Annotated in this window: 24 protein-coding genes; 21 read left to right on the top strand and 3 right to left on the bottom strand. The window is 45.2% G+C overall.

The genetic code is table 11. The features are described from left to right. Positions 1-61: 61 nt before the first annotated feature. Together MKY85_RS03860 and MKY85_RS03865 are read left to right on the top strand one after the other, a co-directional pair. On the top strand, positions 62-988 hold the full coding sequence (locus tag MKY85_RS03860; protein ID WP_342571822.1) for a 2-dehydropantoate 2-reductase N-terminal domain-containing protein: 927 nt from the start codon (positions 62-64) through the stop codon (positions 986-988). A 76-nt stretch (positions 989-1,064) separates the two neighbouring features. Further along, on the top strand, positions 1,065-1,481 hold the full coding sequence (locus tag MKY85_RS03865) for a DUF4395 domain-containing protein (protein WP_339258807.1): 417 nt from the start codon (positions 1,065-1,067) through the stop codon (positions 1,479-1,481). Positions 1,482-1,661: 180 nt separating this feature from the next. Here the strand turns inward: MKY85_RS03865 and MKY85_RS03870 are convergent, their stop codons facing one another. Continuing rightward, positions 1,662-2,378 (bottom strand): NPP1 family protein, encoded by a 717-nt coding sequence (locus MKY85_RS03870; protein ID WP_339239511.1) that lies wholly within the window; start codon positions 2,376-2,378, stop codon positions 1,662-1,664. Positions 2,379-2,901: 523 nt separating this feature from the next. Between MKY85_RS03870 and MKY85_RS03875 the strand changes: the two genes are divergently transcribed. The 17 genes from MKY85_RS03875 (at position 2,902) to MKY85_RS03955 (ending at position 21,747) form a co-directional block, all read left to right on the top strand. Beyond that, a complete protein-coding gene (locus MKY85_RS03875; protein ID WP_074093499.1) occupies positions 2,902-3,783 on the top strand; it encodes a diacylglycerol kinase in 882 nt (293 codons plus the stop codon). 494 nt (positions 3,784-4,277) lie between these two features. Further along, complete coding sequence (rlmD, locus tag MKY85_RS03880) at positions 4,278-6,011, top strand: 23S rRNA (uracil(1939)-C(5))-methyltransferase RlmD (RefSeq protein ID WP_342571823.1); 1,734 nt, start codon at positions 4,278-4,280, stop codon at positions 6,009-6,011. 715 nt (positions 6,012-6,726) lie between these two features. Next, a complete protein-coding gene (locus tag MKY85_RS03885) occupies positions 6,727-6,966 on the top strand; it encodes a phosphopantetheine-binding protein (RefSeq protein ID WP_342571824.1) in 240 nt (79 codons plus the stop codon). Then, on the top strand, positions 6,963-8,456 hold the full coding sequence (locus MKY85_RS03890; protein WP_342571825.1) for a class I adenylate-forming enzyme family protein: 1,494 nt from the start codon (positions 6,963-6,965) through the stop codon (positions 8,454-8,456). Before MKY85_RS03885 ends, MKY85_RS03890 begins: the two co-directional genes overlap by 4 nt. Before the next feature lie 48 nt (positions 8,457-8,504). Beyond that, complete coding sequence (locus tag MKY85_RS03895) at positions 8,505-9,560, top strand: hypothetical protein (RefSeq protein WP_342571826.1); 1,056 nt, start codon at positions 8,505-8,507, stop codon at positions 9,558-9,560. Positions 9,561-9,931: 371 nt separating this feature from the next. Beyond that, positions 9,932-10,879, top strand: coding sequence for an NAD-dependent epimerase/dehydratase family protein (locus MKY85_RS03900; protein ID WP_342571827.1), 948 nt, complete (start codon positions 9,932-9,934; stop codon positions 10,877-10,879). 13 nt (positions 10,880-10,892) lie between these two features. Next, the gene (locus MKY85_RS03905) at positions 10,893-11,144 is read left to right on the top strand and encodes a phosphopantetheine-binding protein (RefSeq protein WP_339239517.1); all 252 of its coding nucleotides are present in this window, start codon (positions 10,893-10,895) and stop codon (positions 11,142-11,144) included. Further along, positions 11,141-12,499, top strand: a complete 1,359-nt coding sequence (locus tag MKY85_RS03910) for a hypothetical protein (protein WP_342571828.1) — start codon at positions 11,141-11,143, stop codon at positions 12,497-12,499. Before MKY85_RS03905 ends, MKY85_RS03910 begins: the two co-directional genes overlap by 4 nt. A gap of 44 nt (positions 12,500-12,543) precedes the next feature. Further along, positions 12,544-13,659, top strand: coding sequence for a UDP-glucuronosyltransferase (locus MKY85_RS03915; RefSeq protein ID WP_342571829.1), 1,116 nt, complete (start codon positions 12,544-12,546; stop codon positions 13,657-13,659). Positions 13,660-13,686: 27 nt separating this feature from the next. Beyond that, on the top strand, positions 13,687-14,781 hold the full coding sequence (locus MKY85_RS03920; RefSeq protein WP_339239520.1) for a radical SAM protein: 1,095 nt from the start codon (positions 13,687-13,689) through the stop codon (positions 14,779-14,781). 43 nt (positions 14,782-14,824) lie between these two features. Next, on the top strand, positions 14,825-16,003 hold the full coding sequence (locus tag MKY85_RS03925) for a radical SAM protein (RefSeq protein ID WP_342571830.1): 1,179 nt from the start codon (positions 14,825-14,827) through the stop codon (positions 16,001-16,003). Between the two features lie 32 nt (positions 16,004-16,035). Further along, the gene (locus MKY85_RS03930) at positions 16,036-17,040 is read left to right on the top strand and encodes an ATP-binding cassette domain-containing protein (RefSeq protein ID WP_339239522.1); all 1,005 of its coding nucleotides are present in this window, start codon (positions 16,036-16,038) and stop codon (positions 17,038-17,040) included. Next, positions 17,018-17,827, top strand: coding sequence for an ABC-2 family transporter protein (locus MKY85_RS03935; protein WP_253430152.1), 810 nt, complete (start codon positions 17,018-17,020; stop codon positions 17,825-17,827). Before MKY85_RS03930 ends, MKY85_RS03935 begins: the two co-directional genes overlap by 23 nt. Positions 17,828-17,831: 4 nt before the next feature. After that, positions 17,832-18,644 (top strand): ABC-2 family transporter protein, encoded by an 813-nt coding sequence (locus MKY85_RS03940; RefSeq protein ID WP_253430156.1) that lies wholly within the window; start codon positions 17,832-17,834, stop codon positions 18,642-18,644. A 4-nt stretch (positions 18,645-18,648) separates the two neighbouring features. Continuing rightward, positions 18,649-19,536, top strand: a complete 888-nt coding sequence (locus tag MKY85_RS03945) for an FkbM family methyltransferase (protein WP_342571831.1) — start codon at positions 18,649-18,651, stop codon at positions 19,534-19,536. Positions 19,537-19,538: 2 nt separating this feature from the next. Further along, positions 19,539-20,492, top strand: a complete 954-nt coding sequence (locus tag MKY85_RS03950; RefSeq protein ID WP_342571832.1) for a class I SAM-dependent methyltransferase — start codon at positions 19,539-19,541, stop codon at positions 20,490-20,492. A gap of 208 nt (positions 20,493-20,700) precedes the next feature. Next, positions 20,701-21,747, top strand: a complete 1,047-nt coding sequence (locus MKY85_RS03955; RefSeq protein ID WP_342571833.1) for a hypothetical protein — start codon at positions 20,701-20,703, stop codon at positions 21,745-21,747. Positions 21,748-21,954: 207 nt separating this feature from the next. On the opposite strand, the gene MKY85_RS03960 is transcribed toward MKY85_RS03955, so the two are convergent. Then, on the bottom strand, positions 21,955-22,893 hold the full coding sequence (locus tag MKY85_RS03960) for a 2-dehydropantoate 2-reductase N-terminal domain-containing protein (RefSeq protein ID WP_342571834.1): 939 nt from the start codon (positions 22,891-22,893) through the stop codon (positions 21,955-21,957). Positions 22,894-23,041: 148 nt separating this feature from the next. Between MKY85_RS03960 and MKY85_RS03965 the strand changes: the two genes are divergently transcribed. Then, a complete protein-coding gene (locus MKY85_RS03965; RefSeq protein WP_339258834.1) occupies positions 23,042-23,623 on the top strand; it encodes a TetR/AcrR family transcriptional regulator in 582 nt (193 codons plus the stop codon). Positions 23,624-23,753: 130 nt separating this feature from the next. On the opposite strand, the gene MKY85_RS03970 is transcribed toward MKY85_RS03965, so the two are convergent. After that, complete coding sequence (locus tag MKY85_RS03970) at positions 23,754-23,897, bottom strand: leucine-rich repeat domain-containing protein (RefSeq protein ID WP_342571835.1); 144 nt, start codon at positions 23,895-23,897, stop codon at positions 23,754-23,756. A gap of 213 nt (positions 23,898-24,110) precedes the next feature. On the opposite strand from MKY85_RS03970, the gene cysD reads away from it, so the two are divergent. Further along, positions 24,111-25,010, top strand: a complete 900-nt coding sequence (cysD, locus tag MKY85_RS03975; RefSeq protein ID WP_253430176.1) for a sulfate adenylyltransferase subunit CysD — start codon at positions 24,111-24,113, stop codon at positions 25,008-25,010.

The following is a 25,010-nucleotide window of genomic DNA, read 5'->3' on the forward strand; positions in this document are numbered from 1 at the left end:
TTATCAACAAATGTTGATAAAACAACGATTATTCATAAAATATGAAATTGAGGGATAACCAATGAAAATATTAGTGTATGGTGCGGGGGTTCTGGGGAGTCAACTGGCGCACGTCCTGGTACGCGGTGGCAATGATGTCACTGTTCTGGCTAGAGGGAAGCGGGCAGAGGAGCTGGAGAAGGATGGAGTCGTCATCCGGCATATGTTTCAATTCAAAACGACAGTTGATCCGGTTCGGGTCACCAGAACGTTGGAGGTGGATGACCAATATGATCTGATTTTTGTTGTGATGAAATATAATGATTTTCCTTCAATATTACCTATTCTGGCAGACAATCAGAGCAGCAATATTGTAATCGTAGGTAACAACGCAGATGCACGAAGCATGCAAAACTTTTTGGAGGCAAACAGCAAGGTGGCAAAACAGATCGCGTTTGGATTCCACGTGAGTGGAGGGAAGCGTGAAAAAGACCGCATGTTATCGATCGGTGGAGGCAGCGGACAAATGGTGATTGGCAGTCTGGACGGTGATATCAAATTTAAACCTTTGCTGGATCAAGCTTTCCAACATGTGAAATACAAGTTGAATGTTCTAAGCGATATTGATGCCTGGTTGAAAAGCCATATTGTGCCCATTCTGATGCTGAATGCAGTGAGCTTTAATGAGAAGTTTGAGTTGATCAAGTTGGACGGGAACAGAAAGCAAATTCATCATATGATTAGGGCGATGGATGAGGGCTTCAGCGTACTTGAGGCAATGGGCATAACGATTATACCGGAGATTCAGGCTAAAATGATTCGTAAGCATCAACGGACGTTGTACCTTCTGTTGAAGATCTATAGTGTGCTTCCAATCCATAAGCTGATTGCGGGTTCTTTTGGAGAGATTGAGGCACTAAATAATGTATTTAACGATTGGAAAAAGACAACAGGTATCCCGACACCCCATTGGGACGTGCTGAAAAGAGATTTTACTCCCCTTAAATAAAGTGTACTCTTGCTCATTAACCCAATACCGACTACAATAAAACCAACTAATAAAATAGGAATAAGGTGATATTCTGATGCGAGAAGTGCCCATGCGCTATGTGAAAGCGAATCAGGTCGGTATTGTGTTGTTTGTTTTACTTTCTTTTGTGTTTAATCCACTTGTAGTTCTGGGCGCGCTGTGGAGCATTCAGGTGGTTGGTCTGGCTTCCGGTGGAAAGCTTAATCTGTTTGTGCAAATTGGGAAAGTTGTGTTGACCGATAAAGGGACAGAAACGCAGGCAGTGGAGCTGCAGCGATTCAACAATATTCTGGCTGTGCTCTTCCTTTCTCTGGCGATCATTTCATTTTCACTTGGCTGGACGGTCGCAGGTTATCTATTTGCTGTCATGCTTCTTGCAGCTGCAAGTGCCGCCTTGGTGGGCTATTGTGTGGGCTGCACCGTATACTTCTGGTACAAACAATTGCGAGCTGGCAGAAAAATTGGATTTTGAGGTTGGCTGAAGTGAGACGGAGATACGATGACGAGAGAACGCCCGATACTTCGAGTAAAGAGAGCTATACTCCGAGGAGTTTCCTTGCGGCAAGTATCAGCTGAACCTATAGCGATCGTGATACGAATCACTTCATATGAAATCCCCTTCAAGTGAACCGTTCACTTGAAGGGGATTTTTTTACCTAAACCAAGCCTTGTTCAGATTGTTCGTGAAATTGTTATCGTTAAAAGGTACGTTGGCGCTGCCAAAGTCCGTAGTATTAAGCGCATTTCGTGCCGCAGAAGTCAGGTCGTCCCATCCGATTAAAGGTTGTGTTCCCCCAACAGTGTTAGTAACACCAAGTTCATGGTTTAGCGGCCAGGTGCTATTATAGGAAATTAACGGATGGTTACCTTGTGTATTGGTATTGCTCGGTGTGACGTTGGTGAACTGGCCGTGACCGGAATACGCGATGGAGAGGATTTGGGGATTGGCCGCTGCCGGATTATCCACCCACACGACGATACCTTCCCAATCATGACGATGGCCGAGTCCAGGGGAGGGGGAGTCTTTGGGGAAATACCACGAATACATGATAGCCCACACCCCATTGTGCCAAGCGGAACGGGAGTAAATCTGTCCTGTACTGGAGCTACAGTTTCCATTCGATGACCCGGACGTATTCAAACCAGCACTGGTATTGCCCTGTTGATCCACTGCGGGGAAAGGCACACAACCATGATAGACTTTGAGAAAAGGCTGAAAACGCTTGGCTGCTTGTTGTGTCACGGTAACGGGTGAGAGTTCCTGAAATCCGACAACCTGATCATGATTAATCTCCGCTGCTTCAACAACGGTGACCCAAGGAACACATGCCATAAGAAAGGCCAGGAGCATTAACACAATTTTTTTCATTCCTAATTCTCCTTCGCTGATAAGGTGTGATGCTGGGGGAGGGTGCACTAAGACTATAGTGTAAAAAGGTTTATATTATTTATCTTTTTATCTTAAGATTTGTAAATTTGTAGTATATCCATGTCATAATCAGATGAAGGTATCGAAACCGAAGACTAATTCCTGTGCAAGCGGGCAGAATGGTTGAATAATGAGACTATTTTACATAAAAGGCAGTGGGAAAGATTCAGGACTGGTGCAGGATGTTTATTGGGTATTAGATGGATTAGTGGGTACATATATGAAAAAATATACTTATAGATTATAGGCTAGGACATCTTTACATTTGATGATATGATAGGAGTTAAAGGCTTTGGAATGAGACGGAATTCCTGATGCATAGATATAGGTAAGACGAAAGATTAGAGCAGAATGAACGGAAGTTCATTGTTGTGTTAAAGTTTTGCCCTTTTGTGGACTGATGCAAGGTAAGATTATGAGGTCGTATAGACTCATGGATAATGTGGAATAGGTGGCGTATGAGATGAAAAAAGCTCGCTTAATATATAATCCGACCTCAGGCCGGGAAGAAATGAAGAAACGTCTGGCTGATATTTTGCAGCGTTTGGATCAAGGTGGTATTGAAGCTTCATGTCATGCAACAACAGGTGAAGGTGATGCAACCCGCGAAGCTGAACTCGCGATTGAACGCGGCTATGACATGATTATTGCTGCTGGTGGCGATGGTACGTTGTACGAAGTCATCAACGGTATGGCCGAGCGGGAGAACCGTCCTCCGCTGGGTGTGTTTCCTTTGGGAACAACGAATGATTTTGCGCGTGCACTCGGCATTCCGAGACAGTGGGAAGATTACGTGGATCTGGTCATTAACCAGCAGCTTCGTCCGCTCGATCTGGGCAAAGCGAATGATAAATATTTTATCAACATCGCCGGTGGCGGATCATTAACTGAACTGACCTATGAAGTACCGAGTCGTCTGAAAACGATGATTGGGCAACTGGCCTATTATATGAAGGGTATTGAGAAAATGGCGAGCCTGTCTCCTCAGGAGCTGATTATTCGCGCCGACGGTCAGGAAGAGATTCATGATGAATTCATGTTATTCCTCATCGCCAATACCAATTCGGTCGGGGGCTTCGAGAAGTTGGCTCCAGGTGCAACCATTGACGATGGTCTGTTCGATGTGATCGGTGTCCGCAAATGTAATCTGGCTGATATGATCCGCCTCGTCACGCTCGCGCTGCGTGGGGAGCATCTGAACGATAAGAAAGTGGTTCATTTCCAGACAAGTCATATGGAAGTTACGTCGCCAGGCTATGTGCAACTGAACCTCGATGGAGAGTTGGGCGGCACGCTGCCAGCCACATTTACGAACCTCAAGCATCATCTGCAATTGTATCGTTAAAAATGTGGATGCTGGGGGCACTAGGGGTCGCTTGCGAAAAGCAATGTTGATCGCCTCAGAAAAGCTATGAAGCTGCAGCGGTGGTTGCACAGTATCGCATAACTGTTGAGGAGAGTTGGATTCAGCTCTGCGGTAAGGCGGATGGTAGTGGATTTTCCAGTTGCTGTGTACGGTGGGATCGCGTATAATCTCATGTGGTCACCGTGCGTCTGAGCTTAACGAACTCAGAAAGCCTTAAAAGTGGCGAAATCGCCGAAGCTGCGAATCGAACGAATCTCAACGTCGTTATTTTGGAGAAAATGATCTAATAAGGTCATAAAACACCATCTGAGGTTGATATAACGTTTCTGAAGTTCATTAGAAATTCGGAACGTTATTTTTGATGTGAATAAGGTATGCCAGATTCGTTAGAATCAGGAACAAAATGAAAAATGAGATTTTTCCCTCGCCTGCACAGGCAGGGTACTATATAAGAAGAAAGAAGTGAATGTACGTTGTCTAATACGAACCGCAGCGGTCGTGGAAAAAACCGCCGGAATTCGGCTGCCTCTCAGGGGCAAGGGAACGCTTCAGCGTCCCGTCAGCCAAGTCAATCATCACGTCAGCAAGGAAAAGAGGTGCGGTCACAAAGCGCATCTCTTTCTGCCGTTCGTCCGAAGGGGAGAGCGCGTGAATCTGCACCAATCGAAGGGCTGCCCGTTAGCAAAAATGAAGAGACCGTCATCGACATCATTGGTATGAACCATGACGGTGAGGGCGTAGGTCGTGCGAATGGATACACGCTCTTTGTGCAGGGTGCGCTTCCAGGTGAAACCGTACGCGTGCGCGTGATGAAAACCAAGAAGCAGTATGGCTACGCCAAGTTACTGGAGATCGTGAACGCCAGCCCGGATCGTGTGTCCGCGCCTTGCCCGATCTATGATCAGTGCGGAGGCTGCCAGATCCAGCATATGAGCTATGCCGGACAGCTTGCGTGGAAACGCCAGTTGGTCGTAGATAATTTGCAGCGGATTGGCAAATTGAACGTGATGGTGGAGGATGCGGAGACGTTGGGATCCAACGTGCAGGATGACGCTTCAGTTGGTGATGCAAATCAGACAACTGAACCGGCTACTTCTGAAGTGCAAATGATCGGCAGCAATCGTATTCGACTTCGCCTTGAAGGTGTCATGAACGGAGAAGATACGGAGCAGGGCATTCGTGTACTGTCTACGATGGGTATGGACGAGCCATGGCGCTATCGGAATAAGGCACAGGTGCCAATTGGTGTGACCGAGGGTGGCCTGGTAGGTGGATTTTACGCCAAAGGAAGCCATCGGATCATCGATATGGAGAGCTGTCTTATTCAGCATGAGCATAACGACGAAGTGGTTGCGAAGGTGAAGGAGATCGGCAGTCATTTTGGAATCAGTGCTTATAACGAAGAGACAGGTCGCGGCTTGCTGCGCCATGTGGTTGTGAAGAAGGCGTTCCGTACAGGCGAGATGATGCTCGTACTGGTCACCAATGGTCGAGATATTCCGTACAAAGACGAATGGATCGGCAGTATCCGTGAAGCGATTCCGCATGTGGCGAGCATCTGCCAGAATGTGAACAAGAAACAGACCAACGTCATTTTTGGCGATGAGACCCGAGTACTGTGGGGCCGTGATGTAATTTATGATTATATCGGTGATGTACAGTTTGCGATCTCGGCGCGTTCGTTCTATCAGGTGAATCCGGTGCAGACGGAAGTACTGTATGGGAAGACGGTAGAATATGCCGGACTGAGCGGCAAAGAGACGGTAATTGATGCCTATTGCGGCATTGGAACGATTTCTCTTTTCCTCGCACAACATGCGGATCAAGTGTACGGGGTAGAGATTGTACCTGAAGCGATTGAGGATGCTCGCAGCAATGCGCTCTTGAACGAGATGCGTAACGTGAAGTTCGAAGTTGGCGCATCCGAGGACGTTATTCCACGCTGGAAAGAACAAGGCATCGAAGCCGACGTAATTGTTGTCGATCCACCGCGTAAGGGCTGCGATCCACGTTTGCTGGATACCATCCTGGAGATGAAGCCGGAGCGCGTAGTGTACGTGAGTTGTAACCCAAGCACGTTGGCACGTGATCTACGTGTGCTGGAGGATGGCGGGTATCGCACGGTTGAGGTAACGCCAGTGGATATGTTCCCACACACGGTGCATGTTGAGTCGGTGGCGATGCTCAAATGGAAGGGGCAGGACTAATTCCTACGCCTCTCGTTGTTCCAACTTCCTTATTGATTGAGGATTGGAAATATGTAATGTATGGCTTTGATTGAACCGTCTTGCTTTATATAGGCACGGAGTTGTTCTTCCGTGTTTTTTTTTGTACCTGTAATACTAGGAACAGCCAGATGACAATGGAATTCCAGAGGGCATCAACGGGCTTTTCGAAACTGTTGACAATTGGCATATATGTAATTATATTTAATATATCAGGCGCTTGGTGCTGTAAAACTACTAGTGTAAACGCTCCCAAGCAAAACTTTACGCAATATAGTTCAATTCCGCCGAGGAAGAAAATGGAGATTTGATGGTGTACTTATTCCCGGTTTTGTACACGCACTGTCCATTTACGAGTGACATTCATCGTAGTTTTGTAGAGCATTTTCAGCAACGCTTCATTGCTTGGGAAAATGCTTTTTTCTTTAGGCTTTGCGATGTTGACGAAGGAACCCTCAAGTACTTCCGTCGTTGTACTCTTCGCATCAAGCTTTTTATGTCCTGCATCGTGTCATACTCCGCCTCCAGCATGAATTGCAGAATCTCTGCATACAACTATGCAAACAACTCTTTCAGTGCAAATTCACCTTGTCCATCGTTATGGACTTATTCTTCTGCACAATTACTTTCACTTGCTCATCACGTATACCATCCTCTTTAATCAGCCTTTCTAAAGATTATCTAACGGGGGAATATGATGTCTAAATCAATAGAATTGATCTTGAAAGATGAAATTTTTGCTGAGCTGGACATCGAGTACTCTGAAGACCACGATACCCGTTTGTTGGACCAAGGGATCGATTCAGTAGGCTTCGTCAAGCTTATTGTTTTAATGGAATCGAAGTTTAATATCTCGATCCCTGATGAAGATCTGTTATTTGAGAAGTTCTCCACGACTGAATTAATCCTTAATTATTTGACTGAGAAAACGCTATGATGACTATCATTCAGCGTCTATTTCTAGAGGCCTCTGATCGCCAAGATCATATTATCCTTGAAGATCTAAAGCAGCAATGGACTTACGCAGAGGTGATGACAGAAGCTTATTTGATTGCTTTATACATCCACAAGAATTTTGAGCTTGAGTCCGGAAGTCATCTTGCATTATACACAAATAATGAGCCCTTGTTCATTTTTGCGGCGCTTGGCATTCAATTCTGCGGTTTTGTGTTAGTACCGGTTCCTTATTCGGCATCCAATACTGAAATTGAAAATATTTTAAATGCCAGTGACGCCAAATTGGTTATCAGCAAATCTGCACAGCCTGCGCATTTAAATTGCGATATTCCTTGGGTTACCGCTCAGGATATATCGCAAGAACCAATGCCTGCGTTCGAATCGATCTCGTTAACCAATCAGTCCAATCCCAATCAATGTGCGATTCTCCTTCCTACATCAGGCACAACCGGAAAATCTAAAATCGTTATGTTATCCCATTGGAATGTATTAACGAATGCGTTGGCACATGGCGGAAAGGTGGGGTATACGGATCAAGATTCGTTTCTTGTAACGATGCCCGTTCATTTCAGTTCTACGATTGTCACGCAATTGATTTCTTGCATGTTATATGGAACCCGAATTAAACTTATCAGCTTGCCTTTGCTGCCGCGCACAGCGTTTAAACTGTTTCAGAATAAGGCGGTCACGGGATTCTCAGCGGTGCCTACGCAATTGATGCACTTTGTTTCCGATTTCCATCAGTCAAAGAACTGGAGTGCCTTTGATTCAATTGAATTTATTGTAATTAGCGGTGCGGCGATTCCCGCGAAATTAGTAGACCATCTTCAGACTGTATTTCCTCACTCGGACATTATTCAAACCTATGGATTGACCGAAGCTTCTCCGCGGGTGAGCATGATGGAACGGGGAGAGCGCAGCTTATCCTGTGGATCACCCATCAATGACGTTTCTATTCGTCTTGTCGACGAAGAAGAGAATGAGGTTGAAGGAGCAGCTATCGGAGAAATTTGGGTCAAGGGCCCGAATGTGATGCTCGGTTATTACAAAAACCCGGAGCTAACGAACGCTACCATTGTTGAGGGCTGGTTGAAGACAGGAGATTTGGGATATTGGAATGAATCAGGATGTCTTATACTCACAGGCCGAAAGAAGAATATCATTATATCCGGCGGTATCAATATCTATCCGGAAGAAATCGAGGAATTTTTGTACGGCTTGAAAGAAGTGGAGGAGGTCATGGTTGTTGGTGTACACGATAATTTGTTAGGTGAAGTGCCCATCGCATTTCTGAAAGTCTTTAATGATTGCCTGGTTGATATAGATGCACTGACACGACATTGCAAATTGCATTTGTCATCGTATAAAGTGCCTAGACAATGGAGGATTGTAGATAACATTCCAAAAACAAAGACAGGAAAACTGGACAGAGCAAGTACGAAGCGCTTATTGCTAAATGAGATATACTGATTCGGAATCCTTAAGCCATTTAACCAAATAACCAGGGGTGAACGAAGGTTGAAGAATTCAACTCAAACATTGGGCAGAAAAATATTGCCGGTCAGTTATCCGATGATTACAACCTATACGCAACATGCTCATCTCTTGTCGATCCTTACCCATTACGAGTGCGCACACCCATGGATATATAGCAATTATATTCAATTATTTATTAACAAAGATTATAAACACCATTGGGGAGATTTTTATTTCCCTCTGACTTATGAGCTGCGGCCTTCGGATGCGTGCAAATGGATTACTACTCAAAAGCTACATAGAGATACTGTAACAACGAAATGGGACTCTGTTATTCATTTTATTGTAGAAAATATTAATGCCAATAACTATGTCCATACCATGATCAATTATTTCTACGTGCCCTTAAGCGATCGCTACAATAAACTTCAATTGCATCATGACATATTTGTTTACGGCTATGATTTGGATAGAGAGATATTGTATGTTTCCGATTTTTTTAAGAACGGGGTGTATAGTCAGGCTGAGATATCATTTACTGATTTCAATCTTGCGTTCGACAAGAATCATCTAACAACGAATCATGATTATCTGAGAGAAATGGTTTACCTGTATACATTCAATGATCATTATCAGGATAAATTCAGTGCAGATACCCTAGTGAATTCGATAAGAAATTATTTCACTAAGAAAACGCCGGAGTATTGGGAGATGTTTAACTACGGGGGCGACAGGCATAATCTTGACTTCGGCATGCAAATATATACAACTCTATTTAATTATGCGAAAGAGACATCGGAACATAAGGCTATGCTTGATATAAGACCCTTTCATTTACTTTATGATCATAAGAAGATAATGACGCTAAGATTCAAGTACTTGTACGATAATCAGCATTTAATTGAATTAAATCAAGAGCATATAGATGAATTCACAGCTATTGAAATTAAAGCAAAGATCCTTGTGAATCTAACGATTAAATATAATTTGACAAAGGATACGAGTATTTCCGAAAGTTTACAAACGCTGATTACGAATATAGAAAATGAAGAATCCATATTCCTTGAACGATGGCTGAAGAAAGTAGACATTCAGTAATGTTGAGGGAGCAGATGATCTCAGTTGTGGATATCTTTTCTTGCACCTGAATAGAAGCCTTAGCTCGAAGCCCGTGGTAATCCGGGCATATTTATGGAGGGAGTGATGCCGGGATTATAATCGTTGCGATACAGCGTATGGAGTAAGCCAAACTGTTGCTCTTGTCTTAACGATTCCGTTTGCTGACAGCTTATCGCCTTCTTGTCTTTCAACGATCCGCATTGCTTCAAGCGCTTTTTTCCGGCACAACCACAGCGAATCAGCTCACCTCAAGAATCTCTCCTTTTATTTGACCCGACATCTTGTGATTCATGCATAGCATTATACCTGTTCGATTGAATTAATAGTGGTTTCACAAACCTTAAGCAAGGGTGGGGATCATAATATTCATTGTATTAACAGGAGTTGCAGGTTTCATCGGTTCCAACCTTGCCGAGAGGCTGCTGCGGGAAGGCCATTCCGTTATCGGCGTCGATAATTTTCTGACCGGGTCTACTGTCAACATAGACAATCTCTTACGGTCGCCAAATTTCAAGTTTATCGAGCATGACGTCATTTATCCGCTCGCAATTGAAGGCCCTGTCGATTGGGTGATGCATTTTGCAAGCCCTGCCAGTCCGCCTAAATATTTGTCCTATCCGATCGAAACGATGAGGGTCAACAGCGAAGGGACGATGCATCTGCTGTATCTGGCCAAAGAGAAGCAGGCTGCCTTCTTCTTGGCTTCAACAAGCGAGATCTACGGTAACCCAACTGTTCACCCTCAGCCGGAGAGCTACTATGGCAACGTGAATTCGATTGGAGCAAGAAGCTGCTACAACGAAGCGAAGCGCTATGCAGAGGCGATCACCTACTGGATGAACAGGAAATACGGTATACCGGTAAGGGTCATTCGGATCTTCAATACATTCGGCCCGAAGATGGATCTACATGACGGACGCGTCATTACCAATTTCATTAATGAAATTATGTCCAAGCAAAACCTTACGATTTATGGCGACGGCAGACAGACGAGAAGCTTTCAGTATATCGACGATTTGCTGGAAGGGATTGTGAGACTGATGAGCACCACGTATGAACAGCCAGTCAATTTGGGGAATCCGGAGGAAGTCACCATACTTGAAGTCGCCCAAATATTGAAGGAGTTAATGAAGTCCAACGCGCAGTTAGAGTTTCTCCCGCTGCCGGAAGACGATCCAAGGAGAAGGAAGCCGGATATTACCATTTCAAGGACGATTATGAACTGGGAACCGGCGATCAGTTTACATGATGCACTCGCTAGAACGATCCATTATTACCAGGGTCAATATATCCATTAAACGGGAGGTACCTATGCAAGAACAAATCATAGCGATGATAAGCGAAATCAAGGAAGACGCTGAGCTGGCAAACCGTTTGAACGAGCATTCCAACATCATGGAAGACGGGGGATTGGACTCCCTACAGCTAATTACTTTTGTATTAAATGTGGAAGAGCGTTTCGGTATTGAAATCGATTTTGAACAATTCGACTTCGATCTTATGGAGTCGGTAACGACCTTCTGCAATTATATCTCGGAGCTACAGAAGACAGCACCTGTATGAACGATAGACGCAAGTTCGAGCTCATTATCGGGACATTTGATGCGGAACGCTTCTGGCGCGACCCTAATCTAGCCAAACTGCCGTCGTTTCACGATCCTGAAATGGAGAATATCGTGATGGCCATGGATGAGCTGCTCTTCCCATTTTGCGAGGCGCCGGATAGGCTCATTACTCGCTATCGAATGAACGTTTGCCATAAAGCGTATTTGCATGAGATCGGATTTAAATTTCTTTCTAATTCAACCGATCTCGAGAGTCCTGATGTAGGAAGCGCAGGCAGAACCGCCAATATATTCGACCTGCTCACATCAGCCGATCGAATGGGGGACATGGATCTCTACTTGCTGGATGGCGCCCGGTTGTCGCCCTTTGCAATCATTCCGGGGGCGGATCGTACTGCAGCGCGTTACGGGCTGGAACAGGATTTTCCAGCTATCGAAACGGTTCAGACTGTCAATTCGAAGCTGTATTCAACCGAATTGAACCGTCGCCTTGATCTTCAGTGTGACAGCCAGACGGTCTATTCTCCCGAAGAGCTGCTGGCAAGCGGCTTGACTTTGCTGAATCAAGGACCCTTCCTGATCAAAGATGAGTTTGGGGTATCGGGGAAAGGGAATTTGTTGATCGAGTCGGAAGCGATTTTGCGGCGAGTCACATCCTATGTCGCCGATCAGTGCAGCAAGGGAAAAACGGTTCGGTTTATTGTTGAGCCGTTCCGCCGCAAGGAATTGGATTTTTCTTGCCAATTCCACATCGATCCGGACGGTACTTATCGACATATCTCAGTGCAGCAGTTGGTCAATCACAATTTCGCTTACCAAGGCTCCTATACAGCAGACGATAGGTTGCTTCATATGCTGCAGGAAGCGAAGTATTTTGATGTAATGAAACGGGCGGCTCGCGAGCTTTATCGGTCGGGTTATCACGGCGACGTATGCGTCGATTCCATGCTGTTGACAGACGGCCGCATCGTTCCGATTGTTGAGGTGAATGCCAGAAGATCGATGAGTCTGATCAAGCATTACGTTGACCGCTACCTGAAGAAGCACGACACGGCAGGGAGCATGACGCATGTGAATTTACAGTTTGCCTGCGATGTATCATTCGATCAATTGCTTGAATCGCTGGACCGCGAGGGTGTTCTATATAAGCCTGATCGAGGATTCGGTATTTTACCGTTAAGCGCGAATACGCTCCTTATTAACAAAGTCATCAATGAGTGCAAGGGGATCCGGAATAAGCAGGTGAAAGGCAGATTATATTATTCGTTGATTGAAGGGGAATGGGATAACGAACGATTGATCGCTAAGGTTAAGGAGGTGCTGTCGTCGTTATCCTTCAAGATCGCCCGCTGATGCAGTCCGAAGCGCTTGAAGCCATGAATGGAGGAAGAAATTTTATGGGTAAGCGGAAAGTGACGATTCTATGCTCGGGTTTCGGTCTGGGTTTCTATATTCCCGGTCTGTTAGCTGCAAGTGATTTCGAGAAAAGGGATATCGCGACGGAAGTACTCGTGTTCGAAAGCTATTTGGAGCAAGACAAGATGGATCATATTGTAGACAGCAGAAGGGCTTATCACAATAATTTCGCACTTGCCAATCTATCGGCCCGAATGCCGATGGATATCCGGGGCAGCATTGATTATGCCCTGGTCGAGCTGTTGCTGGAGGCGTGGAAAGCGGAAGACCGATACGAATTCATATCGCTATCCGGACACTGGATCTATATTCTTGATTTGTATAGGGAGAAGATGCTGCCGAATCGAATTCATGTAGACCTGCTCTACGTCGATTCAGATCTGGCCCCGTCCTGGAAGAGCTTGAAGAAGTTTCATCCTCACTACGACGAGTATTATTACAATGCTTGTCTCTATGACACCGACAAGATGGAGATTCGATGCGAAATCCCGGTTCTTCATCGTACGCCAATGCCCTTCGACTCAAGGAAGCGGCGGCTTGTTGTTCATGGCGGCGGCTGGGGGATGGGCACTTATCAAAGTACAATTCCAGAGCTTGCCGGCCATAGCTACGGGCTTGATATCGTAGCTTACGATTGGAAGGAAGCGAAGCCCGATCCCGATCACCGATATTGGATGAATGATCCGGAATGGTGTGCATGGGTGAAGAATGCGAACGGCCTGCACGAGTTTCCGCCATACATCGAAATAACGGGAGAAGGCACGAAGTCATACGCCGCTGAGGTTGATCATCATTGGTTATTCGATATCGCTTCGGAGGCGATGGCTATCGTGGCCAAGCCGGGAGCGGGCACATTAATCGACTCGCTTGCATCCGGTACCCCTCTTATTTTGCTGGAGCCGTTCGGAAGTCACGAGCTTAGCAATTTGGAATTGTGGGAGTCTCTGGGGTTCGGAATCCGCTACGAGAAGTGGCGGGAGATGGATTTTTCCGTAGAGGTCCTTAAGGAGATGCATCAAGCGATCATGAACAGACCCGGAGAACGAACGAATTATGTGGATCATTATTGTGCGAGAGTCGCGTTAACGAAGGGGTAACATTTCAATGGCAAAAGGGGTTATGCGATGAGCGTAAACAAATTGAGTGTCGTCCAAGATAAGACAATGACAAGCTATCCGAGATGGATTGTCATGCAGCTGTTGGAGGAGTGTAATTTACGATGCAAGATGTGCTATGAGTGGGGACTCGAAGGGCCGTACAAAAGCAAAAAAACGTTAGCGCATCTGGATCCGGATCTCATTAAAAAGATCATCGTCGAGTGCAGCCCGGGCAAGCCATATTACGATTTCTTCGGTGGCGAGCCACTGATGTACCCTTGGCTGGGCGACATTCTCGCCATGATCAATCACTATGGAAGTAAAGCAGATTTCCCCACGAACGGCACATTGCTTGAGCAGCATGCCGAGATGCTTGTCGAGACTGCTCCAAATAAGATCTGGATGTCTCTCGACGGCCCTGAGGAAATCAACGATAAGCAGAGAGGCAAAGGCGTATTCAAGAAAGTAATCAAGGGGATCGAGAAGCTTTATGAGCTTCGGGAAAGCAAGGGCAAGCAATTTCCGAAAATGGGTGTATCCTTTATCATTACGCCCTTGAACTATATGTACGTTGAGGAATTTTTCTTTAAGCATATCGACTTGTCGATGTTGGACCATATCAGCATGGAAGTGCAGCTCTACGCAACGGAAGAGCAGTATGCCCAATATGTGGAGGTTCTTAGTGACAAATTCGACGTGCATGAAGCTCCTTATGCCAAGGGGATGGTGTGGCGGGACACCAGTTCGTTCAGCCAGATCGATATTCCGGAATTGACGAGACAGCTCAATAATGTTAAAGCGTATTGCTTGAAAAACAGCATTCATGTGATCACCTATCCGAAAACGATAGATGAGCAAAATTTGAGCAACTATTTCTCGGGGCAATTCCATCAGATGGCTGATAAACGAAATCGCTGCTCCCTTCCATGGGTTTATGCAGAGATTACAGCAAGGGGCGACGTTTCGCCCTGCCATGCCTTCTATGATTTGACCTTTGGCAACGTGAACGAAGAGAGCTTGATGGATATCTGGAGTAGTGACAAGTACAAAGATTATCGCGCGTATATGAAAAAAAATATGCTTCCGATCTGCACGGCTTGTTCAAGGTATTATATCTATTGATTCATGTGAATGACCTAATAGGTTTAAGAGGGGTGGTGTTGATATGAATCCGAAATCAGAGATTAAACGTTCCCCAAAGGATTTGCAAATATTGAAACGTACGATCAAGAATACGGTGGAAACCAAGCGGAACATGGAAAAAATAGCGGGTTACGCGACACCGTTGCCAGAGTCGGTCGGGATTAAACTGACGAACCAATGCAACTTGCGCTGCAAGCATTGTTATCAATGGAACGACACTGGCTACCATCACTTTATGACACCGGAGCAGCAGCGGGAGCAGCTCGACTACGGGCTGCTGGAGAAGCTGATCCTTGAGACGGAACCAGCCAAGTCGAGACTCTATATCTGGGGCGGCGAGCCGCTCGTATACAGCCATTTCGACCGTTTGGCCGATTTGCTTGAAGCCCATCCTCGCGAGACGACGATCTGTACGAACGCGATGCTGATCGAGCGAAAGCTGGACACCTTGCTGAGAATCTCCGACAACCTGGAGCTGCTCATTGCACTTGATGGATTCGAAGAAGAGAATGATGCGCTTCGCGGCAAAGGGGTATTTAACAAGGCGATAGATGCTATTCGGATGCTAGTCGAGCTGCGCAAGGAAAACCGATTCAGGGGCAAAATTACGATCCATACCGTCGTTAACGATGGGATGACCGACAAGCTTTATGATTTGTTGGACTTTCTGGAGGGCGTCGGTGTAGATATGGTCATGGTCTGCTTCCCGTGGTACATCTCGGACGAATGCACGCAGGGAATGGACGATTATTTTGACCAGAAGTTCGACTTCCTTCCGGCGAGCGAGCACAAGGGCGAACGAAGCTGGCACGCCTTTAACTACAAGCTCGATCCGGAGCGTATCCCTGCTTTGATGAGCGAGTTGGACCGGGTGAATAATCGGGTCTGGAAAATGCGTTTACGCTACCAGCCGAATCTGGATTATGACCAGATCGAAGATTTCGTGCTCGGCAAAGAGGTGAGGAGTAAAGGCACGATGAACAAGAAGTGCCTGGCTCTCTCGAACCGGATGGACATTACGCCCGATGGAACGATTGTTGCGTGCAAATTTTTCAAGGAGTTCGAGATCGGCAATTTAAATGAAGCGTCCGTACAGGAATTATGGCACGGCATGACCTACAGAAGGATAAGGGAAATGATGGATGAACGACTGACACCGGCATGTTCCAAGTGCAGTGTCTTGCATTTGCACGGTGTTTAACTATTCTACATGAGCATAAATGAGGTGAATCAGTGAGCATTATCCAAGTGGAACGCTTATCCAAAAGCTTCAATTACTACGAAAAAGAATTGGGGTTCAAAAAATCGCTGAAAAATTTAGTGAAGCGGAAATCACTGATCAAAGAAGCGGTTAGCGAAATATCACTTGTCATCGAGCAAGGCGAGATGGTCGGGTTCTTAGGCCCGAACGGTTCCGGCAAAACGACTACGCTTAAGATGCTGTCCGGCATCTTGTATCCGACAAGCGGGCAAGCGACGGTATTAGGCTATATCCCTTGGGAGCGAAAAAAAGAATTCAAGATGCAGTTCTCGATCGTGATGGGGCAGAAATCGCAGTTGTGGTGGGATTTACCGGCGAACGAATCGTTGTACCTGAACAAATGCATTTATGAGGTCGAGGATAAGCCCTACAACCTTGTCCTGGATGAGCTTACGGAGATGCTTGGTGTTAAAGATCTGCTCAATATTCAGGTGCGCAGGCTTTCGCTGGGGGAACGGATGAAGATGGAGCTAATTGCGTCGCTCATCCACCGGCCTAAGGTGATTTTCCTGGATGAGCCTACAATCGGACTCGATCTGATTTCGCAGAAGCGCATTCGGGAGTTCCTGAAGTATTATAACCAGCAGACGAAAGCAACGGTCATTCTGACAAGCCACTACATGGCGGATATTGAGGATTTATGCAAACGCACGATCATCATCAATCAAGGGAAGATCGTATACGATGGCGATCTTCGGCGTGTGAACGAATTGTTTCATGCAAAAAAGATCATCAAGCTGCAATTTACGGACGAAGTGCCGAGGCAGGCGCTAAGCGACTATGGCGCTATTATGGAACATGACGGCATGAATGCGGTCATGGAGATCGATAAGCATGACCTCCAGCGGCTTTCCAAGATGATGCTGGACCGGTTCCCGATCCTCGATTTCACAGTGGAAGATATACCTGTCGAGCGAGGCATCGAAAGCTTGTATCAGAAAGATGGGGTCAAACATGAAAGCCTTGCAGAAGTATAAAAGGACGTACATTCTTGCACTTCAGAATGCGATGGAGTATCGGACCGATTTCTTTATGAGTATTATCAGCGGCGGCTTCATCATTCTCGTCCAATGCTTCCTCTGGACGGCCGTGTTTCGCAGTTCGCCGCAAGAGATTATTAACGGCTATACGTATTCACAGATCATCATTTATTCCGTGTTGTCTGGCGTTGTCTCCAAGCTGGTTTCTGCCGGCTTCGAAGGGGAAATCGCGAATGATATCAAGACGGGTGGACTGAGCAAATTTATCGCTCAGCCCATTCATTATTTCAGCTATCGGATATGCAATTTTTTCGGTGGGAAAACGGTTCAGATCGGGGTCGTCCTTGTCTTATTCGTCATACTGATGATCGTTTTTACTCAGATTTGGGGGTTTCACCTTAGAGGGGTGCAGATCGTTATGTTCCTGGTCAGCATTCTGTTCGGACTGCTCATCAACTTCCTGCTTTTTTATTCGATTAGTGCTCTCGCGTTCATCATTACCGAGGTTTGGGGCGTTTATATCGCGTTCAACCAAGGCGTCTATCTGCTCAGTGGTGCCATCTTTCCGCTTAATATTTTCGGAGATACGTTTGCCAGAATCTCCAGCTACTTACCGTTTCAATATGTCGTATTCTTCCCGGTTAACATCATCAATGGGAGCATGGCGATTCATGAAATCGTGCGCGGGCTTCTCTTACAGGTGGTCTGGGTAATTGCGCTTATGATAATTTCGAAGTTGTCGTGGGATTCCGGGATGAGGAAATATGTAGCCGTTGGAGGTTAGATCTGTGAGTATCAGCTTGACGGAGTTTCGGAAGCATGTACGTATGTTCTTTATTTTCGCAAAGAACAGCTTGGTCGGTTACATGGAATACAAAGCGAATTTCTACTCCGGTTTGATCATGGAGACTGTATTTCTGTTTTCCAAGCTGATCTATATCTTGTTCGTTTTCCAGCTCGGGATCGAAATCAATGGCATTTCTCCTGACCAGATGATGATCTTCACCGGAACCTATACGATTATGATCGCGATCTATACAGGACTGTTTATGGATAACTTTTATAGATTCGCCGGCCATATCCGCAACGGGACGCTGGACTTGTATATGACGAAGCCGCTTTCGCTGCAGTTCATGATTTCATTTCGGCACGTTAACTTCGCGTTTCCGATCCCGAACCTGATCGCCGGGATCACGATGATCGTACTGGCTTGGCGGCGTCTTGACATCGAGCCAAGCTTTATCCACGTGGCCGGATATATCGGCGTGATCTTGAGTAGCACGATCGTGACCTATTCGGTGCTTCTACTTCCGCAAATTCTTGCCTTCTGGACGGTGAAGTCCGGTTCGATCTTCGAAATACTCGACAAATGTTGGGATTTAAACAATATGCCGATGTACATATACCCCAAATGGCTGCGGAGAATAGGGCTGTATGTTGTGCCGATCTTGTTCATCACCAACATGCCGTCGGTTTATTTGATCGATCGATTGGACTTGTTCCTTGGGATATGGATTTTTGTAGCTCCCGTTATATCGCTTATCGTGGTCAGGCTGTTCTGGAAGCTGGCCGTCAAACGCTATGAAAGCGCCAGCAGTTAGAGAAATGCCCAAAAAACAAATTGTTGAGAAGGTGAATCGAATGAGCAGGACGGAGCATGAGAGCCATCCGTTGCAGACAAAGGCTATCGAAAAGAAACGGCTGCACAACGGGATCGAAATCTATCAAAACAACGAAGGCGAGACCGAGTTCCTCTACAATGAGATTTTTCACAAAGAGATGTATTTCAAGCACGGTATTACGCTCCCGGATCATGGCACGGTCTTGGACGTTGGGGCTAATATCGGCATGTTCAGCCTATATGTCAGCAGCAAGAGCGACTGCAGGGTATATGCTTTTGAGCCACTGCCGCCGACTTTTAATCTCTTGAAGATGAATACGAGTTCGCTGCCTCGCGTAACGACGGTTAATGTCGGGCTTTCCAATGAGATCAAGGAAGCGGAGTTTGCCTATTTTCCTACGATGTCTACGGACTCTGTCCAGATCAAATACAGGGAGAACCACGATCAAGATCTCCGATACGGGTTAATCAACCATTACGAAGATAATTTCGCTGACCCGCGAATGCTAAACCGCTTTGTCGATCATCTTATGTCGCCGAAGCTTCTGAATGAACAAATCTATCGTTGCAAGCTAACTACGATCTCTGAAATGATCCGCTTTTACGGTCTGAACCAAATTGATCTGCTCAAAATCGACGTGGAAAAAAGTGAGTTCGAGGTGCTGGAAGGCATAGAGCCAGAAGATTGGGGCAAAATCAGACAAATTGTAATGGAGGTACACGGACTGGACGGAGAGCAGATCAGCAGGCTCGAGAACATCTTCCAAACCAACGGCTTCTATGCCGTGATCGATTATTACGAAGATTTGAATATCCCAAATTACTATAATGTGTACGCGTTGAATCAAATGCATACGTCGGCTGGGCGATAGTCATGTTACAGAATCTGCATGCAAGGTTGGTATGCTCCAGCTGCAAGGGCGAGCTGGAGCAGTCGGAGGCAGTGCTGCAATGCTGCAGCTGCGATGCGGTATATACGAACGATGATCGTTACTTATCGATGCTCGACCGGCGAGAACAGTTTGTCCACCCTTCCGAATGGAACCGAAAAGAGGCTGAAATTCGGGATTATAGCGAGATTTCGCACTCCCTTGCGCTGTCCGGTATAGGCCGATTCGCCACCTTCTTGAACTATGGTTACGTCCCGCACGAGAATGAGCAACATGCGGTGCTCGAGCCGGGCGATGCATGGAATAGAAATTCGGTCAAGCTGCTGCTTGAAACAGTGGGTAAGACGGCGATTCGGGAGCGGCAGGTGATCGACATCGGATGCGGCAGGGGAGGGAACATAGCGGCTCTGTCTAAATATTTCAAGCCGCTGTCTATTGTCGGTCTCGACATCTGCCCGGCGAATATTGCCTTTTGCAATGCCAAATCCCGATTGGGTGAATCTTTGTATCTCGTCGGCGATGCGGAGAATATACCGTTTGCTGACGAGAGCTTCGATGTGGTGTTAAATATAGAATCCGCACATGCCTATCCGAACCGATCACGATTCTATGAAGAGGTATACCGGATCATGAGAGTTGGTGGCGTATTTCTGTATACGGAGCTGATGCTGGGAGATCAAGTAGCGCAAAACGTCAGGCTGTTAGAGGAAGCAGGCCTGTCTGTAATCCGCAATCAGGATGTGACTTCGAATGTTCTTCTATCATGTGATGAGAGTGCGAAGCAGCGTACTGGCACACAAGGAATTGCGAATAACGCCAATTCAAGCACGAATATTGGAGATATCCATGAATTCATCGCATTGCCCGGCTCGAAGAAATATGAAGAGATGAAGGCTGGAACGCGGCAATACCGTATGATGAACCTTGTTAAGAGGTAATATAGCCGTGATATCAACAATAATTTTTGGGCGTGTCTGAAAACTCTGAAGGCGGCAGATTTTGCTGAATTTTCGTTCCAAGCCAGGAAGTTTTCCGCAGGCGTGCCGGGGCACGTCAAGGGAAATTGACGTAGCAGGGGGCGAAAAGGCGGTAAAAGATGCACTTCAGTAGGTTTCAAGACACGTCCTAGGTTAGGAGAAATATTTTATGGAAGAAATTATTTCCCTGGACACCTTTCAGCCTTTCGACGGCATGACGAAAATGTTTCCTCATCATAATTTTCCTTATTTTAATTGCGGCTACAATTTGTTATTAACGCTTGCCAGGTATTTTAAAAAAGATGAGCTGTCGATTTTGAATAATGTCATTACTATTTATAGATTTGATAAACAAAAAATACAAACAAGAGGATATTTCAAGTTAGAGGTGTTGGATCTTGAGGAGGGAGATCAGATCCTTGAGGAAATGGGGATATCTATTCGTAAAAAATCCCCTGCACTAGATACGTTACAAGATGAGATCATCAATTCTATTTCTAGTGGTCATCCGATTTCCATATTTATTGATTTATTTTATCAACGCGGGAGAGACTTTTACTATAACCAAAAACATGGACTGCATCCTGTTTTTGTCTATGGCTTCAATCTTACGAACGAGGAGATATATACGGTTGATGATATTACAGAATACAGACAATATGCTCTGTCATTTTCAGAATTTAAATGGTCATGCATGACTTCGGAACACGTAAAGATGCCAGACTACTTTTGGGAATATGCGCTAGTGGCCCCCGGTAATCATGAGATATTGAACAATAAGAATTCAGCACACACAACCATCAATACATTCGTAGAAAATATGTGCAGGTATCAAAATGAAATAACGGAAAGTTTGAATAATATCCTGTTGCTCGCAGAAAATTACGAGCTCATTATAAAAAATGAAACGATTATAGAAACACTGAGCAGTACGATTTATAGAAAATGTTCTGAGAAATACAGGTTAAATACTCTCTATAAGTACAACATTGATCATATCAATGCAAAACATACGCTTGACCCGTTATTGGACCAAATTATTCATGACTGGAAGACAGTAAGGATCTATTCGAATAAAGCCATCATGTCCCAAAAGTTCACTGGGGAAATCATAGACAAGTGCATTGGTTTATTTACAAAAATATATACGAATGAAATACATTTTAATAATCAATTATTTTTAATGTTAAAGGCTTTCAGGTATAATCACATCTAATATTGCTAGAAATGAGCCGCATCAACAGGCTGGTCAGGAAAGACTAAAACCCTTACAAGCCCTGTAAGGCATAATAAAAGAGCCGCCCTTCATGGGTGGCTCTGCTTCTATCATTCCTTATACAGCCCCTCAATGGTGAGTTGTTCGATGGTTTATATAATCATTAGTAGAGTTGATGGTGATCTGAACAATATCAAGTTTTCCAGTTTATCCGTTTTTAATAACTTTGTGGTGTTCAGTGTTTTCTAATGCGGAGGTTAGACGTGGCAAAGGTATACCTAACTTTTGGGCTTCTCTCACAACTTCAAGTACAGCAAAACTGGACGTACTATTATTGTATTCAATGAAAAGTCGTGGTAAGCTGCCCTTTGCAAAAATAACCTTGTTAAACAGCAGGCCGAGAAGTGCCGGTGGGATCTTGGTCAACAATAGAGTAATCGCGTCCATCTTTGCGCCTCTTGCTTTAAGTACAGGGGTCATTTCCCGCATACTCTTACCGACATTTGCGAATGAGTCACTATGATTCAAGACTGATGGGAAACTTCCTCGTTTTAACACCTCGGTCTCCATCGCCGCATTCATGGCAAAATGATTCCATAGCCAGCTTTGCATATCCTTGATCCAATTGATTTTAAAATTGGCGCTTTCAAATAGTTCTTTGACCTTGTTGTTTATCTGTTCCGTGCCTACCCGTGGTTTTTCCAGAAATATCGTTTTTAAAAAGCCGCCCTTAAGCTTATTGTCCTCAATGCCGCCTCCTGCTCCTGGGAACCCAAAGACAACATTGTTCATAGACAGGGGCAAGATTGATGATTTTAAATCCTGCCAAATATTATTGAATATTAGGATCGGGGTGTTACCAGCAGTAGTCGAAAGTATTCTTGCTGCTTCGGGAAGTTGCTCCGTGTTGACACTCGCAATAATGAGATCATAATTTGGGCTTATCTCCTCATGCAGCTTGATTTTCCAGCTTTCTTGGATGAACTGTTTTCCTCTTCGTGCGTCCCACATTTCAAGCGCGATATGACTTCCGAACGTTTCTTTCCTCCCTTTTCTAACGTAAAACTCAACGGTATGCCCTGCCTTCTCTAAAGCCCAAGCGTATTGGGTCGATATTACACCTCTACCGAAAAATAAAATTCTCATCTTAGCCTCCTAATATCCATATTCCTCTTTGTTGATGATCCAACAACGTGTTGTATAATGTTATTGTATAGATTCACTATTTGGTCATCAACCATCAGATTTTTAATATCTGTCGTATAATCAATTCAACAGAAAATGGAGGTTAACAATGAAAAAGCAACCTGAAATTACGGAAAAAACAAGGCAGACATTTATAAATGTATTCTGTGATTTATATTGCCGAAAACCAATCGAAAAGATATCCATTCAAGAGATTGCTAACCAATCAGGATATAACCGGAGTACATTTTATCAATACTTTACAGATATCTATGAGTTGTTGGACTGCGTTGAAGAGCGTATGTTGAAATCGATTAAGGAGGAAATGGCAGGAAGAGAGTTTTCTACACATACTATCCAAGATGCACTTCAATGCTTGGAAAATGCAGAGGAAATTTCAGTTCTTAAAGCTGTATTGGGCGACTATGGTTCTGTTCATTTTGTGGAACGCTTGAAAAGAGAAATTCCCTTTGAACGATTGATTATGGATTTTTCAACAGATGATGTCTTGGCACCATACATCATCGAGTTTTACATATCTACATTAATATCTATGTTTCGTCTTTGGATACACAGAGACAAAGATCTATCGTCGGAGGAATTGATCAAGCTGATCGATAGTCTATTTACAAAGGGGATAACACCGTATCATATCTTTGGCACGGTCAATCCGCAACGTTCTGGAGTGTAGCGATGATGGTTAGAAAGCTAAAGATAAACAAAAAGAGGTCGAGAATTTCATATATTTTCGACCTCTTTTTTGTCTTTGTTTCAATACCATCCATTAACTAGTCTAAAACTCCCATTATCCCAGGCGGTAATTAATATAAGTGCACATCCGTACCAGGCACGGATTTGTTTTGTACGGTATTACCGGATAGGTACACCTTTTGCAGATTAGGCAGCTGACTTAGAGTCTCGATATTGGAAATGGCATTGTTTTCGAGATGAAGCTCAAGTCCCATGTCCCTCCGATTCCATTTGCAGCTCAGCACAACTCATTCGTTCAGGCGATTTTATTATAGGAGGAACGGCTATTCCATGCTGAGTATAGTCGATCCAACACATACACATCATAAATTTTGCTTTTTTCCACTTTGCAATAAAGATGGAATCTGATAGGATAAGTTTATAAATACGATGGTTTTAGTGAGGATTAAAAAGGAGGCCGCCTTGCCATGCAAGAATTAACACATCTGGATCAACTTGAGGCTGAAGCGATATACATTATCAGAGAAGTAGCAGCGGAGTGCGAGAAACCGGTCATGTTGTATTCCGTCGGCAAGGACAGCTCGGTCATGTTGCACTTGGCCCTAAAGGCTTTCTACCCCGAGAAGCCGCCGTTCCCATTCATGCATATCGATACAACCTGGAAATTCAAGGAAATGATTGAGTTCCGCGACCGAAAAGCGAAGGAATTTGGTATCGAGATGATCGTGCACTCAAATGAAGAGGCTATTCAACAAGGAATTAACCCCTTCGACCATGGTTCCGCATATACCGACATTATGAAAACCACAGCCCTGAAGCAGGGATTGGACAAATACGGATTCACGGTTGCGTTCGGTGGCGGAAGACGTGATGAGGAGAAGTCGCGTGCGAAGGAGCGGATTTTCTCGTTCCGGAACAAGAATCACTCGTGGGACCCTAAGAACCAACGTCCGGAGATGTGGAAGCTGTTCAACACGAGAATCAACAAGGGAGAGAGCATTCGAGTCTTTCCGCTGTCCAACTGGACTGAGAAGGATATCTGGCAATACATTCGTCGGGAGAACATCGATATCGTTCCGCTTTACTCCGCCGACGTAAGACCGATCGTTAATCGTGACGGGCATATCATCATGGTGGATGACGAGCGGATAAAGCTTGAGCCTGGCGAGAAGGTAGAGATGAAGAAGATTCGCTTCCGCACGTTGGGTTGTTACCCGCTCACGGGCGGAGTCGAGTCCGATGCTGTTACGCTGGATGAGATCATTGAGGAGACATTGGGTGCGTTATCTTCCGAACGGACCAGTCGGGTTATCGATCAAGAAGCGGCGGGAAGCATGGAACGACGCAAACGGGAGGGCTATTTCTAA

The sequence above is a fragment of the Paenibacillus sp. FSL R5-0749 genome (assembly GCF_038595085.1).
Lineage (GTDB): Bacteria > Bacillota > Bacilli > Paenibacillales > Paenibacillaceae > Paenibacillus.